This is a genomic window from Pseudomonas sp. SG20056 (assembly GCF_031764535.1).
In the GTDB taxonomy this organism is placed as follows: Bacteria; Pseudomonadota; Gammaproteobacteria; order Pseudomonadales; family Pseudomonadaceae; genus Aquipseudomonas.
Genome location: NZ_CP134499.1, coordinates 2,180,060 through 2,196,045 on the forward strand (window position 1 = coordinate 2,180,060; position 15,986 = coordinate 2,196,045).

Below are 15,986 nucleotides of genomic sequence, written 5' to 3' on the forward strand. Positions count from 1 at the left end.
GAGCTCGACCGATTTCAAAAGCGCACCGAAGCCGTCAAGGAAAAGCAAACGCTTGCGAACGGCACCTTTGCTCTTCATCAGGTTGGTGAAGAGCTGGATTCGACTATCAATTTTCGAATCAACTTAGGCCTAAAGACTGAGTTCGAGAAGGTGTGTAAGCAGAATCACAGTAGCGTTAGTCGCGAGCTGAAACGCTTTATGACTGAGGCTGTTCGGACTCAAAGTATTCTTTGATTTTTTCACTAATTGGCCGGTAGTGTTGTGGTCAACGAATTCTGGACAGGGGTTTAGGTCTATCCGGCCAGTAATTCGGCCTCCACTGGCGTTTTGCATCCGTTGTAGCTGTGTGGCCGTTGATGGTTGTAGTAGTCCGTCAGATAGCGCAGCACGTCCGCCTCAGCGTGGCCTTGACTGGTATAGCCGTGCTCCGGCATCCACTCCGTTTTCAGGCTTCTGAAGAAACGTTCCATTGGGGCGTTATCCCAGCAGTTGCCACGGCGGCTCATGCTCTGTTTGATCTGGTAACGCCACAGCATCTGGCGGAACTCGATGCTGGTGTAATGGCTGCCTTGGTCAGAGTGAAACATCAGCTGCTGCGGGCAACCACGGGACTCAAACGCCACGCGCAAAGCGCGCGTCGTAAGTTGCGAGTCTGGTCGATTGGACAACGCCCAGCCCACGATGCGGCGCGCATACAGATCCATCACCACCGCCAGGTAGATCCAGCGATTACCCGCCCAGATGTAGGTCACGTCGCCGCACCACACTTGGTTGGGGCCGCTCACTGTGAACTGCCTATCCAGCTCATTCGCCGCGATGGCATTTTCACCATCAGCCCGCCGATAACGATGCTTGCGCAATTGCGAACTGAACAGCCGGGCCTCTTTCATCAGGCGTCCGGCAAGGAAACGACCCACCGCGACACCCTGTATCCGCAGCGCCGCTGACAATGTTCTTGCCCCAGCTGAGCCTCGACTTTGTAGATGAAGCTCAGTGGCCAGCTGGCGCAATACAATCCGCCGATGATCTATCCGGCGGCGGCGCTTGCAGGCGTCGTAGACACTGCTGCGATGTACGCCAAATACGCGGCACAGCTCGGCTCGTGGATATCGCTCGCCCAATACCTCGATCAGGCTTATTGATCGAGGGAGTCCGACATTAAGAGAGCGGTAGCCTTTTTTAGGATCTCTTTCTCCCGCTCTAAACGCCGAACCTGGGCCTCAAGGTCTTGTATGCGTTTCTGCTCGGGAGTCATGGCCTTACTGCGCGGCGGGGTTGTGCCACCACGCTCACTGCGCAGTTGCTCTACCCATCGGCGCAATGCCGTCGGGCCTACGCCCATAGACTTGCATGCTTCGGGAATTGAATAACCTTGATCCAGAACCAGGCCGGCTGCTTCGAGTTTGAAATCTGTACTGAAAGATCTTCTGGTCACGTAAACACCTCATTGCTGGGCGAAGCTTAACGCCCTATCGGGGTGTCCAGAATCATTGAGCCACAACAGTAGGCCATGGCCCGAATGGGCAAAAGATCGCAGGGCAGGGGAGTTACAGCTCCCCTAACCCTGCTTACCAAAAGCGATCGATAGGAGATCGAAAATGGCTGTTCACAATTCTACTGAAACCCTTGCTGCGCCTGCGTTTCTTGCATCTCAACAAAACACGTCATTCCCGACCCAACGTGAAAAAATATCATGCTGGGATGGGCGTCTTTTGCTCATTGATCCGTTTCAGCTTATGGACAAACGTGTTCGTGTTGGTGAGTCGACCCATGGTGCCGATTTGGATTTCGAAGGCTTTATACCTGAGACGCTGATTTACGAAGCAACAGTCGTTGCCGTTCAGTTCGGTTCTCGTTGCCATGGGATCGAAACAAGTCTTTTGCTTAAACACGACCATGGCGACGCTCTTGCTTACGTGGATGTCTCGAACCTGACTGTCCTGGCGGTGCTCCAGTGACCTGCGAATCTCCTGTTTTGGAGTGCCGCCAGCTATCACCTGGAGCGCGTTTTCCTGTTCTTACTTTGTCCCTGCCGTCTGTAACTGGCTTTCGTGGCGAAGGGGTTTTTACCCATACCGGAGGCCGCGTAGCGGTCTTGGGTATGGGTCAATTCTTCATCGCTTTGCTTAGCGACCTTTTTGCTCGCGCGCTTAGTGTTTGGCCTTTGAAATCTCCGTTTCCTGTTGATTTCTGCCGCCACCTCAAGCCTGGAGCTTCGCAGGATCGCTTTACAGCGATTTTCAGCAAAAGCCACTGTGTGATACCAGATCGCGTAGAACGCAAAGCACAGCGCTGTTCTACTGCCTTCCTGATGTAAGGCTTCGCATAATAGACAGGCGTTACGTTCAAGCGGCTCTGGATACTGGCAACGCCTCCAGGGCCGATTTAATGTAACGGCCATTATGCGAACGCCCCTCGATATCCCGCCTCATCTGATCAAACAAGCACAGCTCTACGCACCGTCCAGGGATGCCCTGGATGCGGTGTGCCATGTGCTGTCTGATTACCCGCGACTTGTTGCTGATCTTCGGCAGATGCGCTCTAAGCTCGCCCAGCTCGATGCTGAATCCTCGAGCCTCGATGCTCTCGTTTCTGACCTTCAGGTACTTGCCCGGAAGATCCTCGACCTCTGACCACCCCCTTCATTGATCAACCCGCTTTTCCGCATCGGCAGAAGCACGTCAGGTTCATTCGGTGGTGGGTCCCGGAGGTAAATCCCCTCAGGTACACACGCGACAGCAAATCGGCTCTTAGCGTGCCTCAGTGTTCGTCGTCATAGTCATTTGGGGTAGCGCTCTGCGCGAGGGGGAACCCCTGGCAAGCCGGCACGAATGTGCAGAGCGTTGCCGCAGTTGATTCCCTGGACGCGCAGCGGTCAGGGTCCACCATCTCTAATGGTGGACTCTTGTCTCATGGTGAGAATAATTGTTCGTTTTTTGATCAATCAACACGGTGCGTTATCGCACCTGAAGCGCTCACTTCGAGCGACGAAATCACCTTCTCTAGAAAGGCGTGCACAAGCTCGGAATCCTTCATTGGCTGCATGCCGCGTTTAACCAATTCTTTATTGATTTCAACGGCTTTCCTCCGCAGAGCTTCTTGCTCTGCGTTCGTCAAGCGGATGTTAGTCGGCATGTCTGCTCTCATTCGGTTTTCCTCAATATGCATGTGTGCATGTTATTAGTGTTGACGTGTGCAGGTTCACGAGTCTACATTTCGCGCAAATGTTATTTGTGTGCATGCATCCAATGCTTGATCGAATCCACATGTTTATCCCGTTTCTCGACGATGCCATCGACACGATTGGCACCATCGAGCACCCGTTCAAGGTGGTTGACCTTGAGTCCCTCGGCATCGCAATGCGCGCCGCTGGTGGTGTTACTCGGCGTGATGACGGTGGCTTTGATTGCGAAGACCTTTCTCATGCATGGGAGTCGCTGCCATCTAGCTATACGCCTCTGGCTTTTAAGGTTTTCCACCAGAGTTTAGGTAAGCGCTTGATGCCTGGCGTTGAACTGAAAGCCAGTCCTGCAAAGTTGCTCCAGGGTCACAACGTATTCGGCCCGACCTCGATCCGCAGCGGGGCAGAGGTGATGCTTAAGTGGCTTGCTGGCTCGTATCCGCTGCTCTGGGCACGTTTGGATTTCAAAGCGATTGAGGTTTACGCCCTCGACTGCACTTATTCGGCCCGCATGCCCAACGAACAGACCGCTCGCCAAGTTATCGACTTCATGCGTGGCGTCAGTAACGGTCAGACCCGCAACCGCGGCGACAGTTACGAAACAACCGCTTACTGGGGATCGAAAGAAGGCCGTATCAAGAAGATCAAGGCCTACTTGAAAGGGCCTGAATTTGCCAACGAACTGGACCGCATCAGGAAGGCCGCTCGCGGTGGTTCTGGTGACCCTGAGCGTCGCCATGATCTGGATAACGCACATGTTCGCGAGTTCAAGATTCATCGCCGCAACTCCCGCGCGCCAATGTCGATTCTTTCCGCTGCCCGCACCTTGCGGGTAATGGAAGACCCCCGGTTACAGGAATTCGCGAAGCTGCTCCTTCGCATGGAAGCAACCGTTATGCATCGGTGGCTTGAGCGTCGGGAATTACCTACGCACTTGTGGCCGCTGTGTGACCACCAAGAAGCGCTTGCAAGTGAGGATCGCTGTTTTATCCAGGAGTGTTTTAGCGCTGTTACTGCTGAGCTGTTCGCGGCCTTTGAAGGTATGACTATGAAACGAATTGACGACGATAAGGTGCTGGCCGCACTGATTGAGAAGTACACCAAAGAAGGGAAGGGCAGATGGACCCCGGCCAAAGCCGATAAGGCTACAGGCTCCATCATTCCCCGACTTTTCATCCCTGGTAAAACCAGCGACTCCCACGCCCGCAACCTCTTTCGCACTTATCGCAGCATCAAGGATTACGGGTGGGAAGAGACCATGAACTCCATGTCTCGGGCGACGTTCTATCGCCACATTGCTGACATTGAAGCCTGCGGTCTTTCCAAGGCGATGCTCCAAAACCTCGCCCAGCACGACAACGTTCGCAATGTTGTTCCGGTTCTCCAACTGATCCACATCGACTTCGCCAGCCAGCGCCCTGACTGGTACGTCGAACCGTGCGTGGAGGCTGCATGACACCGCCTGAGGATGATTTTTTAGTACTCCTAATTTTCGTTCCAATCGGTCTTCTGACTATCTGCGCCTATGTGGTTCTTCTCCTTTAACAACCGGGCCAGCCGGCCCTAATTTTGCTCCTGTGAGGTAAACATTATGTCTCTAGTTCTGCTCGGCTTGTGCCACGGCTACACCACCAACGTTAAGACCTTCGGTGAAAACAGCTTCACCGATCACCTGATCCTTGTTGAGGTTGAACAAACCAGTCAGTACGGCACCGCTGAGGTGAAAACCATCCCGGTCAAAATCTCCAAACGCCTGATGGATCAGGGCATCCAGCACGTCTGGAATCAGTACAAGGGCAAGCCGGTATCGGTTCCCGTATTCGTCGCCCCGTGGGCCTCCAAGGCCGGTAACGCTGGTTTTGATTTCCAGCTCGCCGGTGACGGCAAGCCCGTCAATGTGCAGCTCATTCCGGCCGCTGTAAAAGCCGCCAGCTAAGGGGAGGGCGCTGCCATGGTTACCGCCGAATTTCATCAAGAACGCCAGCGCCTGCTGTGCCTCATGAAGTCCGCCCCCGATCACTACGAGTTGGCATTTTCCAGCTCTGAACACTCTGGCTATCTGCGTGGCCTACGTGACTCCGGAGCCATCGGCGGCGCTGCCTACGAATTTCATCAAGCCGAAGCTGAGAAAGTTGCAAGCGTTGCTTTTGAACGTCTTGCCGCTGAACTCGATGCCGAGGCCGCATAAGTGCCTGAGTCACTAACCACATTAACGGTGGAAGGAATTATCTCCGTGTACACCGCAGCTTTCTTGCTCACTGTCACCTGTTGGTTCATGGGCATGAATATCGGCGTCGCTATTGGCGTCATTCGTAAACTTTGAGGAGCTTCAAAATGGATCCGATTCTTGCTGCTGTTGACCTTACTGCTGTTGCTGCCTGGGTCAGTCTCGCCGGTGTAACCATCATCGGCATCACCATGGCGTTCAAGGGCATTGACCTTGGCAAACGCGGCGTTAAAAAGGCCTAAGTGCCTGGGGGAGGGGGCAGCAATGCTCCCTCTAATTCAATGGAACAATTAGCAATTACCCCAGCTGATATAGCGATGCTTGCTTATTCGCTGATCTTCATGGGGGGAGTAATAGGCGGATGGGCATTTATTCTCGGTATTCAGCAGCGCTTCTAGCTCTCGCGTTAATCTCCCCGCAAGTCTTCTCCGCAGTTCGCGTTCCAGTAATTCAAAACGACGAATACATACGCCAAGTCCTTTCTAAGCAAACAGCTGCAGCTGGTGCAATTAGCACACCTGCCGGTGATGTGGCTTTTTATGGCGCTGAAAAGGTTTATTCATTTGCAACTGGTGATTCTGTAGCCCCAACTGTTCGCGAGGTTAAGCCCTGGCTCCCTGGTCAGACTGCAACTACAGGTTCTTCTTCTTTTCCATACGGCCCAGGTGCTGCTTATCCAAATGATCCAGCTTATAGCCCTGCAAATGCCACTAAGCTCAATGTTAAGCCCCAACTTGTAACGCCTAAATCAAACATCCTTGCAGGTTTGAAAAACGGCTTAAAGTCAAATCCTGGTCAATTAGCTCTTACCGCAACTGTTGCTGCTGCTGTTTCCGCTGTTGGCTGGGTAATGACCGATGGGGCAGTTGTCAAAAAGATAGCTGACGAAGAAAAACCACCTGTCAGTCAATTTCATTTCAAACTTAGCGCTTGTGGCAATACCAGTCGCCCTTTTACAAGTGGTTCAGAATTCGTTGGCTGCATGAATGCCACGTATCCGTCTCGCACCTATACTCTCGTAACAGACACTGGCTGGAACTCCTCGGGTACTAACTATTATTTCCAGTGGACAAACAATGGCGCTCTTCAGACTACAAACGCTGGTGCCGTTGGCACCTGCTCTGCGCCTTACTCAATCTCAAACGGCCGCTGCATCATCCCTGGTACTGCTCAGTACGGCCCTTTGAACGACGCCGACCTAGACACCCTTGACCCTTGGGTTTCCTCTCAGTCAGCTGAGTGGCTCGGCGGCTTAATAAGGGACGTTTGCAACGGTTCGCCTAACCCAGGCGGCTGCTATAGCCAGATGGTTGATCGCTCCAAGGGCATGATCAGTGGTCCTTCAGTTGTCCAGGGACCAAGCACGACAAAGACAACTACCTATACAAAGCCAGACGGCACCCCTGGTACAAAGACGCAAATAACCTCCACTAAGTTCGACATTACTTACGGCAAAGACCACTTCGTTGTTGATACCGAAAAGAAAACAACAACCACTGAGGACGGTCAAGTAACTGAGGAAGTAACAGAAAACGACACGTCAGTTCCCGAGGATATTGCCGATAATCCCCAAGAAGAACCTGAGCCAGAGCCAGAATATACTTTTGACGACACACCCTTTCCCGAAGTTGAACCATTTTACGAACAGAAGTACCCCGATGGCCTCCAGGGCGTTTGGGATCAAGCAAAGGCAGATATTGATAATTCAAATTTTCTCAGTTTCTTGCGCAGCTTCGTTCCTTCCTTCTCTGGTAGCTGCCCAAGCTTCGGTATGTCGTTTGCAATAGGTAGCATGGCTAACTTCGGAACCCATGACTTTCCCTCTCTTTGTTATGTATTCGACTTTGTAAAAGTAATCCTGATGGTCAGTGCTGTTTTTCTTGCTCGCCAACTAACTTTCGGTGGTTGATATGTCCGGTATATTCAATTTCTTTACCGCGATACTCAAAAAGATTTCAGACTTCGCCGCCTGGATAATCTCCATCTTCAAGCAGATATTCCTAGACCTTTGGAATATCTGTACGGACGTATTTTGTTGGCTGTTTGAGGGTTTTCTATCTATTGCAGTCGGTGCCCTGGACGCTATCGATACGCCGTTTGATCCCCAGACCTACTACGCAATGATTCCCGCAGAAACCGCATCATTAATGGGTTACATCGGTGTAACTCAGGCTCTGACAATTGTTGTCGCCGCCTTGGTAATCCGTTTCTTACTTCAAACTATTCCGTTCGTTCGCTGGGGTTCCTAAATGCAGCACTTGATTATCGGTAAATCAGGTTCAGGCAAGGGCTATGAAGTTTGCGCTTATCACATTCTCGTGGCGCTCACCCAGGGCCGTAAAGTCATCACCAACATGCCACTGGTCATCGAAAAATGGGCCGCCATCGATCCTTCTTTCCCTGCTCTCATTGAGATGCGCAAGCGTGCTATGCCTATCCGCGGCACCTGGGAACCGACAAGGGAGCAGGGCGCTTATCACCTTTTCGAAGACCCTTCTGACATCATCATCCCAGACGTTATGGCTCGACCCTTTGCCAACGTCTGGGACTACTACGACACGTGGCGCCACCCTGAAACAAAGACCGGCGCTTTGTTCGTTATCGACGAAGCCCAGAACGTAATCCCTCGAGGCAAAACTTCCCAGGATGTTGAGGAGTGGTCAGCGCTCCATCGTCACTTCGTCAATGACGTGCTGTTCATCACCCAGAGCTACGGCAAGCTTTCCCAGGCCATCCGCGACAATATTCAAATGGTCTACCGCCTCACTAAAAAGGTCGCCTGGGGTCAGCCAAATAAGTACATCAGAAAGGTTCAAGACGGCATCAGGGGCGAGGTTCTCAACGTCACCGAGCGTACCTACAACCCTGCCTATTTCGGACTCTGGGTAAGTCAGACGCAAGGTGGCAGCGGCGAGGAATACGGTGCAAACGACATTGTTCCTCTCTACAAGCACTGGTCTTTCAAAGGTGCCGCTATCTGTTTCATAGTTGTCCTCATCGGTACCTCACTGATGCTCAACCGCGACAAGCAAACCCAGCCACCACCAAAGGTCCAAGCCGTTCACGTCGAACAATCAGCGCAGCCAGCACACGTAGCACCTGATCAACCTCCAACGGTCGAAGCGCAACCACGCGGCCCAGATCAAAAGGTTCACCCTTATCAGGGCAACAGCATGCACCTCGCCGCCATGGCTCGCGGTAAGCGTTTTCGCGATGGCGTCGAGCAAAATTACCTCAACGGATTTATCACCATCGCGCAGAACGGCCAGCCTGTTTCCCGGGTCAGTTTTGATGATCTTCGCGAGGCCGGTTACCAGATCGAAGCTCAGTCGAACCGCATCGTTTCTGTCACCTACAAGGGCTATGACGTTGGCTATGTCGTCGATGATCTGCCTCAGGTTGGTTTGCGCGGCAAGGTCGCAACCGCCGCAACTCCGTAACCCCCTGGTTTCTCTCGCATCACTGGTGGCAGACTGTTCAGAAAGCGGGAGGGCTCCCGCTTGCGGGAGGGACCCGCATTTCTGAACAGGAGGCCAAACCATTGGGCATGTACGACCGAGACTGGTACCGCGAGGAACGCCGTCAAGCGCGACAGGCAGCACGCGAATCAGCCCAGCAGCAACCGACTCAACCTACTCAAACCATTCAGCAAGGCCCGCCAGATGTTTTTAGCGTTAAGTCGATTTTCATCCTCAGCATTTTTCTAATCGTTGGCTTGATCGTCTACGGCTTCCAATAAGCGCATTACAGTGCTTTTTCTCAAAAGCCACTGCCTGATACCAGATCGCACAGATCGCAAAGCACAGCGCAGTTCTGCTGCCTTCCTGACTAGAGGCTTCGCATAATAGACAGGCGTTACGTTCAAGCGGCTCTGGATACTGGCAACGCCTCCAGGGCCGATTTAATGTAACGGCCATTATGCGAACGCCCCTCGATATCCCGCCTCATCTGATCAAACAAGCACAGCTCTACGCACCGTCCAGGGATGCCCTGGATGCGGTGTGCCATGTGCTGTCTGATTACCCGCGACTTGTTGCTGATCTTCGGCAGATGCGCTCTAAGCTCGCCCAGCTCGATGCTGAATCCTCGAGCCTCGATGCTCTCGTTTCTGACCTTCAGGTACTTGCCCGGAAGATCCTCGACCTCTGACCACCCCCTTCATTGATCAACCCGCTTTTCCGCATCGGCAGAAGCACGTCAGGTTCATTCGGTGGTGGGTCCCGGAGGTAAATCCCCTCAGGTACACACGCGACAGCAAATCGGCTCTTAGCGTGCCTCAGTGTTCGTCGTCATAGTCATTTGGGGTAGCGCTCTGCGCGAGGGGGAACCCCTGGCAAGCCGGCACGAATGTGCAGAGCGTTGCCGCAGTTGATTCCCTGGACGCGCAGCGGTCAGGGTCCACCATCTCTAATGGTGGACTCTTGTCTCATGGTGAGAATAATTGTTCGTTTTTTGATCAATCAACACGGTGCGTTATCGCACCTGAAGCGCTCACTTCGAGCGACGAAATCACCTTCTCTAGAAAGGCGTGCACAAGCTCGGAATCCTTCATTGGCTGCATGCCGCGTTTAACCAATTCTTTATTGATTTCAACGGCTTTCCTCCGCAGAGCTTCTTGCTCTGCGTTCGTCAAGCGGATGTTAGTCGGCATGTCTGCTCTCATTCGGTTTTCCTCAATATGCATGTGTGCATGTTATTAGTGTTGACGTGTGCAGGTTCACGAGTCTACATTTCGCGCAAATGTTATTTGTGTGCATGCATCCAATGCTTGATCGAATCCACATGTTTATCCCGTTTCTCGACGATGCCATCGACACGATTGGCACCATCGAGCACCCGTTCAAGGTGGTTGACCTTGAGTCCCTCGGCATCGCAATGCGCGCCGCTGGTGGTGTTACTCGGCGTGATGACGGTGGCTTTGATTGCGAAGACCTTTCTCATGCATGGGAGTCGCTGCCATCTAGCTATACGCCTCTGGCTTTTAAGGTTTTCCACCAGAGTTTAGGTAAGCGCTTGATGCCTGGCGTTGAACTGAAAGCCAGTCCTGCAAAGTTGCTCCAGGGTCACAACGTATTCGGCCCGACCTCGATCCGCAGCGGGGCAGAGGTGATGCTTAAGTGGCTTGCTGGCTCGTATCCGCTGCTCTGGGCACGTTTGGATTTCAAAGCGATTGAGGTTTACGCCCTCGACTGCACTTATTCGGCCCGCATGCCCAACGAACAGACCGCTCGCCAAGTTATCGACTTCATGCGTGGCGTCAGTAACGGTCAGACCCGCAACCGCGGCGACAGTTACGAAACAACCGCTTACTGGGGATCGAAAGAAGGCCGTATCAAGAAGATCAAGGCCTACTTGAAAGGGCCTGAATTTGCCAACGAACTGGACCGCATCAGGAAGGCCGCTCGCGGTGGTTCTGGTGACCCTGAGCGTCGCCATGATCTGGATAACGCACATGTTCGCGAGTTCAAGATTCATCGCCGCAACTCCCGCGCGCCAATGTCGATTCTTTCCGCTGCCCGCACCTTGCGGGTAATGGAAGACCCCCGGTTACAGGAATTCGCGAAGCTGCTCCTTCGCATGGAAGCAACCGTTATGCATCGGTGGCTTGAGCGTCGGGAATTACCTACGCACTTGTGGCCGCTGTGTGACCACCAAGAAGCGCTTGCAAGTGAGGATCGCTGTTTTATCCAGGAGTGTTTTAGCGCTGTTACTGCTGAGCTGTTCGCGGCCTTTGAAGGTATGACTATGAAACGAATTGACGACGATAAGGTGCTGGCCGCACTGATTGAGAAGTACACCAAAGAAGGGAAGGGCAGATGGACCCCGGCCAAAGCCGATAAGGCTACAGGCTCCATCATTCCCCGACTTTTCATCCCTGGTAAAACCAGCGACTCCCACGCCCGCAACCTCTTTCGCACTTATCGCAGCATCAAGGATTACGGGTGGGAAGAGACCATGAACTCCATGTCTCGGGCGACGTTCTATCGCCACATTGCTGACATTGAAGCCTGCGGTCTTTCCAAGGCGATGCTCCAAAACCTCGCCCAGCACGACAACGTTCGCAATGTTGTTCCGGTTCTCCAACTGATCCACATCGACTTCGCCAGCCAGCGCCCTGACTGGTACGTCGAACCGTGCGTGGAGGCTGCATGACACCGCCTGAGGATGATTTTTTAGTACTCCTAATTTTCGTTCCAATCGGTCTTCTGACTATCTGCGCCTATGTGGTTCTTCTCCTTTAACAACCGGGCCAGCCGGCCCTAATTTTGCTCCTGTGAGGTAAACATTATGTCTCTAGTTCTGCTCGGCTTGTGCCACGGCTACACCACCAACGTTAAGACCTTCGGTGAAAACAGCTTCACCGATCACCTGATCCTTGTTGAGGTTGAACAAACCAGTCAGTACGGCACCGCTGAGGTGAAAACCATCCCGGTCAAAATCTCCAAACGCCTGATGGATCAGGGCATCCAGCACGTCTGGAATCAGTACAAGGGCAAGCCGGTATCGGTTCCCGTATTCGTCGCCCCGTGGGCCTCCAAGGCCGGTAACGCTGGTTTTGATTTCCAGCTCGCCGGTGACGGCAAGCCCGTCAATGTGCAGCTCATTCCGGCCGCTGTAAAAGCCGCCAGCTAAGGGGAGGGCGCTGCCATGGTTACCGCCGAATTTCATCAAGAACGCCAGCGCCTGCTGTGCCTCATGAAGTCCGCCCCCGATCACTACGAGTTGGCATTTTCCAGCTCTGAACACTCTGGCTATCTGCGTGGCCTACGTGACTCCGGAGCCATCGGCGGCGCTGCCTACGAATTTCATCAAGCCGAAGCTGAGAAAGTTGCAAGCGTTGCTTTTGAACGTCTTGCCGCTGAACTCGATGCCGAGGCCGCATAAGTGCCTGAGTCACTAACCACATTAACGGTGGAAGGAATTATCTCCGTGTACACCGCAGCTTTCTTGCTCACTGTCACCTGTTGGTTCATGGGCATGAATATCGGCGTCGCTATTGGCGTCATTCGTAAACTTTGAGGAGCTTCAAAATGGATCCGATTCTTGCTGCTGTTGACCTTACTGCTGTTGCTGCCTGGGTCAGTCTCGCCGGTGTAACCATCATCGGCATCACCATGGCGTTCAAGGGCATTGACCTTGGCAAACGCGGCGTTAAAAAGGCCTAAGTGCCTGGGGGAGGGGGCAGCAATGCTCCCTCTAATTCAATGGAACAATTAGCAATTACCCCAGCTGATATAGCGATGCTTGCTTATTCGCTGATCTTCATGGGGGGAGTAATAGGCGGATGGGCATTTATTCTCGGTATTCAGCAGCGCTTCTAGCTCTCGCGTTAATCTCCCCGCAAGTCTTCTCCGCAGTTCGCGTTCCAGTAATTCAAAACGACGAATACATACGCCAAGTCCTTTCTAAGCAAACAGCTGCAGCTGGTGCAATTAGCACACCTGCCGGTGATGTGGCTTTTTATGGCGCTGAAAAGGTTTATTCATTTGCAACTGGTGATTCTGTAGCCCCAACTGTTCGCGAGGTTAAGCCCTGGCTCCCTGGTCAGACTGCAACTACAGGTTCTTCTTCTTTTCCATACGGCCCAGGTGCTGCTTATCCAAATGATCCAGCTTATAGCCCTGCAAATGCCACTAAGCTCAATGTTAAGCCCCAACTTGTAACGCCTAAATCAAACATCCTTGCAGGTTTGAAAAACGGCTTAAAGTCAAATCCTGGTCAATTAGCTCTTACCGCAACTGTTGCTGCTGCTGTTTCCGCTGTTGGCTGGGTAATGACCGATGGGGCAGTTGTCAAAAAGATAGCTGACGAAGAAAAACCACCTGTCAGTCAATTTCATTTCAAACTTAGCGCTTGTGGCAATACCAGTCGCCCTTTTACAAGTGGTTCAGAATTCGTTGGCTGCATGAATGCCACGTATCCGTCTCGCACCTATACTCTCGTAACAGACACTGGCTGGAACTCCTCGGGTACTAACTATTATTTCCAGTGGACAAACAATGGCGCTCTTCAGACTACAAACGCTGGTGCCGTTGGCACCTGCTCTGCGCCTTACTCAATCTCAAACGGCCGCTGCATCATCCCTGGTACTGCTCAGTACGGCCCTTTGAACGACGCCGACCTAGACACCCTTGACCCTTGGGTTTCCTCTCAGTCAGCTGAGTGGCTCGGCGGCTTAATAAGGGACGTTTGCAACGGTTCGCCTAACCCAGGCGGCTGCTATAGCCAGATGGTTGATCGCTCCAAGGGCATGATCAGTGGTCCTTCAGTTGTCCAGGGACCAAGCACGACAAAGACAACTACCTATACAAAGCCAGACGGCACCCCTGGTACAAAGACGCAAATAACCTCCACTAAGTTCGACATTACTTACGGCAAAGACCACTTCGTTGTTGATACCGAAAAGAAAACAACAACCACTGAGGACGGTCAAGTAACTGAGGAAGTAACAGAAAACGACACGTCAGTTCCCGAGGATATTGCCGATAATCCCCAAGAAGAACCTGAGCCAGAGCCAGAATATACTTTTGACGACACACCCTTTCCCGAAGTTGAACCATTTTACGAACAGAAGTACCCCGATGGCCTCCAGGGCGTTTGGGATCAAGCAAAGGCAGATATTGATAATTCAAATTTTCTCAGTTTCTTGCGCAGCTTCGTTCCTTCCTTCTCTGGTAGCTGCCCAAGCTTCGGTATGTCGTTTGCAATAGGTAGCATGGCTAACTTCGGAACCCATGACTTTCCCTCTCTTTGTTATGTATTCGACTTTGTAAAAGTAATCCTGATGGTCAGTGCTGTTTTTCTTGCTCGCCAACTAACTTTCGGTGGTTGATATGTCCGGTATATTCAATTTCTTTACCGCGATACTCAAAAAGATTTCAGACTTCGCCGCCTGGATAATCTCCATCTTCAAGCAGATATTCCTAGACCTTTGGAATATCTGTACGGACGTATTTTGTTGGCTGTTTGAGGGTTTTCTATCTATTGCAGTCGGTGCCCTGGACGCTATCGATACGCCGTTTGATCCCCAGACCTACTACGCAATGATTCCCGCAGAAACCGCATCATTAATGGGTTACATCGGTGTAACTCAGGCTCTGACAATTGTTGTCGCCGCCTTGGTAATCCGTTTCTTACTTCAAACTATTCCGTTCGTTCGCTGGGGTTCCTAAATGCAGCACTTGATTATCGGTAAATCAGGTTCAGGCAAGGGCTATGAAGTTTGCGCTTATCACATTCTCGTGGCGCTCACCCAGGGCCGTAAAGTCATCACCAACATGCCACTGGTCATCGAAAAATGGGCCGCCATCGATCCTTCTTTCCCTGCTCTCATTGAGATGCGCAAGCGTGCTATGCCTATCCGCGGCACCTGGGAACCGACAAGGGAGCAGGGCGCTTATCACCTTTTCGAAGACCCTTCTGACATCATCATCCCAGACGTTATGGCTCGACCCTTTGCCAACGTCTGGGACTACTACGACACGTGGCGCCACCCTGAAACAAAGACCGGCGCTTTGTTCGTTATCGACGAAGCCCAGAACGTAATCCCTCGAGGCAAAACTTCCCAGGATGTTGAGGAGTGGTCAGCGCTCCATCGTCACTTCGTCAATGACGTGCTGTTCATCACCCAGAGCTACGGCAAGCTTTCCCAGGCCATCCGCGACAATATTCAAATGGTCTACCGCCTCACTAAAAAGGTCGCCTGGGGTCAGCCAAATAAGTACATCAGAAAGGTTCAAGACGGCATCAGGGGCGAGGTTCTCAACGTCACCGAGCGTACCTACAACCCTGCCTATTTCGGACTCTGGGTAAGTCAGACGCAAGGTGGCAGCGGCGAGGAATACGGTGCAAACGACATTGTTCCTCTCTACAAGCACTGGTCTTTCAAAGGTGCCGCTATCTGTTTCATAGTTGTCCTCATCGGTACCTCACTGATGCTCAACCGCGACAAGCAAACCCAGCCACCACCAAAGGTCCAAGCCGTTCACGTCGAACAATCAGCGCAGCCAGCACACGTAGCACCTGATCAACCTCCAACGGTCGAAGCGCAACCACGCGGCCCAGATCAAAAGGTTCACCCTTATCAGGGCAACAGCATGCACCTCGCCGCCATGGCTCGCGGTAAGCGTTTTCGCGATGGCGTCGAGCAAAATTACCTCAACGGATTTATCACCATCGCGCAGAACGGCCAGCCTGTTTCCCGGGTCAGTTTTGATGATCTTCGCGAGGCCGGTTACCAGATCGAAGCTCAGTCGAACCGCATCGTTTCTGTCACCTACAAGGGCTATGACGTTGGCTATGTCGTCGATGATCTGCCTCAGGTTGGTTTGCGCGGCAAGGTCGCAACCGCCGCAACTCCGTAACCCCCTGGTTTCTCTCGCATCACTGGTGGCAGACTGTTCAGAAAGCGGGAGGGCTCCCGCTTGCGGGAGGGACCCGCATTTCTGAACAGGAGGCCAAACCATTGGGCATGTACGACCGAGACTGGTACCGCGAGGAACGCCGTCAAGCGCGACAGGCAGCACGCGAATCAGCCCAGCAGCAACCGACTCAACCTACTCAAACCATTCAGCAAGG

The 15,986-nt window shown here is 52.7% G+C and carries 18 protein-coding genes; 15 read left to right on the plus strand and 3 right to left on the minus strand.

All coding sequences use genetic code 11. The annotated features are described in order from the left end of the window. Positions 1-293: 293 nt before the first annotated feature. Positions 294-1,435 (minus strand): IS3 family transposase gene (locus RHP75_RS10430; RefSeq protein ID WP_311091777.1). Its coding sequence is split into 2 segments (ribosomal slippage): positions 294-1,183 and positions 1,183-1,435, totalling 1,143 coding nucleotides; the frame shifts between segments, so codons are not numbered across the junction. Positions 1,436-1,598: 163 nt separating this feature from the next. Here RHP75_RS10430 and RHP75_RS10435 point away from each other — a divergent pair. Then, a complete protein-coding gene (locus RHP75_RS10435; protein WP_311091778.1) occupies positions 1,599-1,958 on the plus strand; it encodes a hypothetical protein in 360 nt (119 codons plus the stop codon). A gap of 982 nt (positions 1,959-2,940) precedes the next feature. Here the strand turns inward: RHP75_RS10435 and RHP75_RS10440 are convergent. Then, a complete protein-coding gene (locus RHP75_RS10440; RefSeq protein WP_311091780.1) occupies positions 2,941-3,135 on the minus strand; it encodes a hypothetical protein in 195 nt (64 codons plus the stop codon). A 113-nt stretch (positions 3,136-3,248) separates the two neighbouring features. Between RHP75_RS10440 and RHP75_RS10445 the strand changes: the two genes are divergently transcribed. The 7 genes from RHP75_RS10445 (at position 3,249) to RHP75_RS10475 (ending at position 8,848) form a co-directional block, all read left to right on the plus strand. Continuing rightward, positions 3,249-4,637 (plus strand): phage/plasmid replication protein, II/X family, encoded by a 1,389-nt coding sequence (locus tag RHP75_RS10445; RefSeq protein ID WP_311091781.1) that lies wholly within the window; start codon positions 3,249-3,251, stop codon positions 4,635-4,637. A 135-nt stretch (positions 4,638-4,772) separates the two neighbouring features. Next, positions 4,773-5,117, plus strand: a complete 345-nt coding sequence (locus RHP75_RS10450) for a DNA-binding protein (protein WP_311091782.1) — start codon at positions 4,773-4,775, stop codon at positions 5,115-5,117. A gap of 15 nt (positions 5,118-5,132) precedes the next feature. Then, positions 5,133-5,369 (plus strand): hypothetical protein, encoded by a 237-nt coding sequence (locus RHP75_RS10455; protein WP_311091783.1) that lies wholly within the window; start codon positions 5,133-5,135, stop codon positions 5,367-5,369. 146 nt (positions 5,370-5,515) lie between these two features. Then, positions 5,516-5,650, plus strand: coding sequence for a hypothetical protein (locus RHP75_RS10460; protein ID WP_311091784.1), 135 nt, complete (start codon positions 5,516-5,518; stop codon positions 5,648-5,650). Between the two features lie 119 nt (positions 5,651-5,769). After that, positions 5,770-7,317 carry a hypothetical protein gene (locus RHP75_RS10465; protein ID WP_311091785.1) on the plus strand — a complete coding sequence of 516 codons (1,548 nt, stop codon included), beginning with the start codon at positions 5,770-5,772 and terminating at the stop codon, positions 7,315-7,317. A gap of 1 nt (position 7,318) precedes the next feature. Then, positions 7,319-7,657 carry a DUF2523 family protein gene (locus tag RHP75_RS10470; RefSeq protein ID WP_311091786.1) on the plus strand — a complete coding sequence of 113 codons (339 nt, stop codon included), beginning with the start codon at positions 7,319-7,321 and terminating at the stop codon, positions 7,655-7,657. Further along, positions 7,658-8,848, plus strand: a complete 1,191-nt coding sequence (locus RHP75_RS10475) for a zonular occludens toxin domain-containing protein (protein ID WP_311091787.1) — start codon at positions 7,658-7,660, stop codon at positions 8,846-8,848. Between the two features lie 1,016 nt (positions 8,849-9,864). On the opposite strand, the gene RHP75_RS10480 is transcribed toward RHP75_RS10475, so the two are convergent. Then, the gene (locus RHP75_RS10480; protein ID WP_311091780.1) at positions 9,865-10,059 is read right to left on the minus strand and encodes a hypothetical protein; all 195 of its coding nucleotides are present in this window, start codon (positions 10,057-10,059) and stop codon (positions 9,865-9,867) included. A 113-nt stretch (positions 10,060-10,172) separates the two neighbouring features. Here RHP75_RS10480 and RHP75_RS10485 point away from each other — a divergent pair, with 113 nt between their 5' ends. From RHP75_RS10485 to RHP75_RS10515, 7 genes are all read left to right on the plus strand, one after another. Further along, complete coding sequence (locus RHP75_RS10485; protein ID WP_311091781.1) at positions 10,173-11,561, plus strand: phage/plasmid replication protein, II/X family; 1,389 nt, start codon at positions 10,173-10,175, stop codon at positions 11,559-11,561. A gap of 135 nt (positions 11,562-11,696) precedes the next feature. After that, complete coding sequence (locus RHP75_RS10490; protein ID WP_311091782.1) at positions 11,697-12,041, plus strand: DNA-binding protein; 345 nt, start codon at positions 11,697-11,699, stop codon at positions 12,039-12,041. A 15-nt stretch (positions 12,042-12,056) separates the two neighbouring features. After that, a complete protein-coding gene (locus tag RHP75_RS10495) occupies positions 12,057-12,293 on the plus strand; it encodes a hypothetical protein (protein WP_311091783.1) in 237 nt (78 codons plus the stop codon). A 146-nt stretch (positions 12,294-12,439) separates the two neighbouring features. Further along, on the plus strand, positions 12,440-12,574 hold the full coding sequence (locus RHP75_RS10500) for a hypothetical protein (protein ID WP_311091784.1): 135 nt from the start codon (positions 12,440-12,442) through the stop codon (positions 12,572-12,574). A 119-nt stretch (positions 12,575-12,693) separates the two neighbouring features. After that, entirely contained in the window at positions 12,694-14,241 is a 1,548-nt protein-coding gene (locus tag RHP75_RS10505) for a hypothetical protein (protein WP_311091785.1), read from the plus strand. A gap of 1 nt (position 14,242) precedes the next feature. Continuing rightward, positions 14,243-14,581 carry a DUF2523 family protein gene (locus RHP75_RS10510; RefSeq protein ID WP_311091786.1) on the plus strand — a complete coding sequence of 113 codons (339 nt, stop codon included), beginning with the start codon at positions 14,243-14,245 and terminating at the stop codon, positions 14,579-14,581. Continuing rightward, positions 14,582-15,772, plus strand: a complete 1,191-nt coding sequence (locus RHP75_RS10515; protein WP_311091787.1) for a zonular occludens toxin domain-containing protein — start codon at positions 14,582-14,584, stop codon at positions 15,770-15,772. The last annotated feature ends 214 nt before the right edge of the window (positions 15,773-15,986 follow it).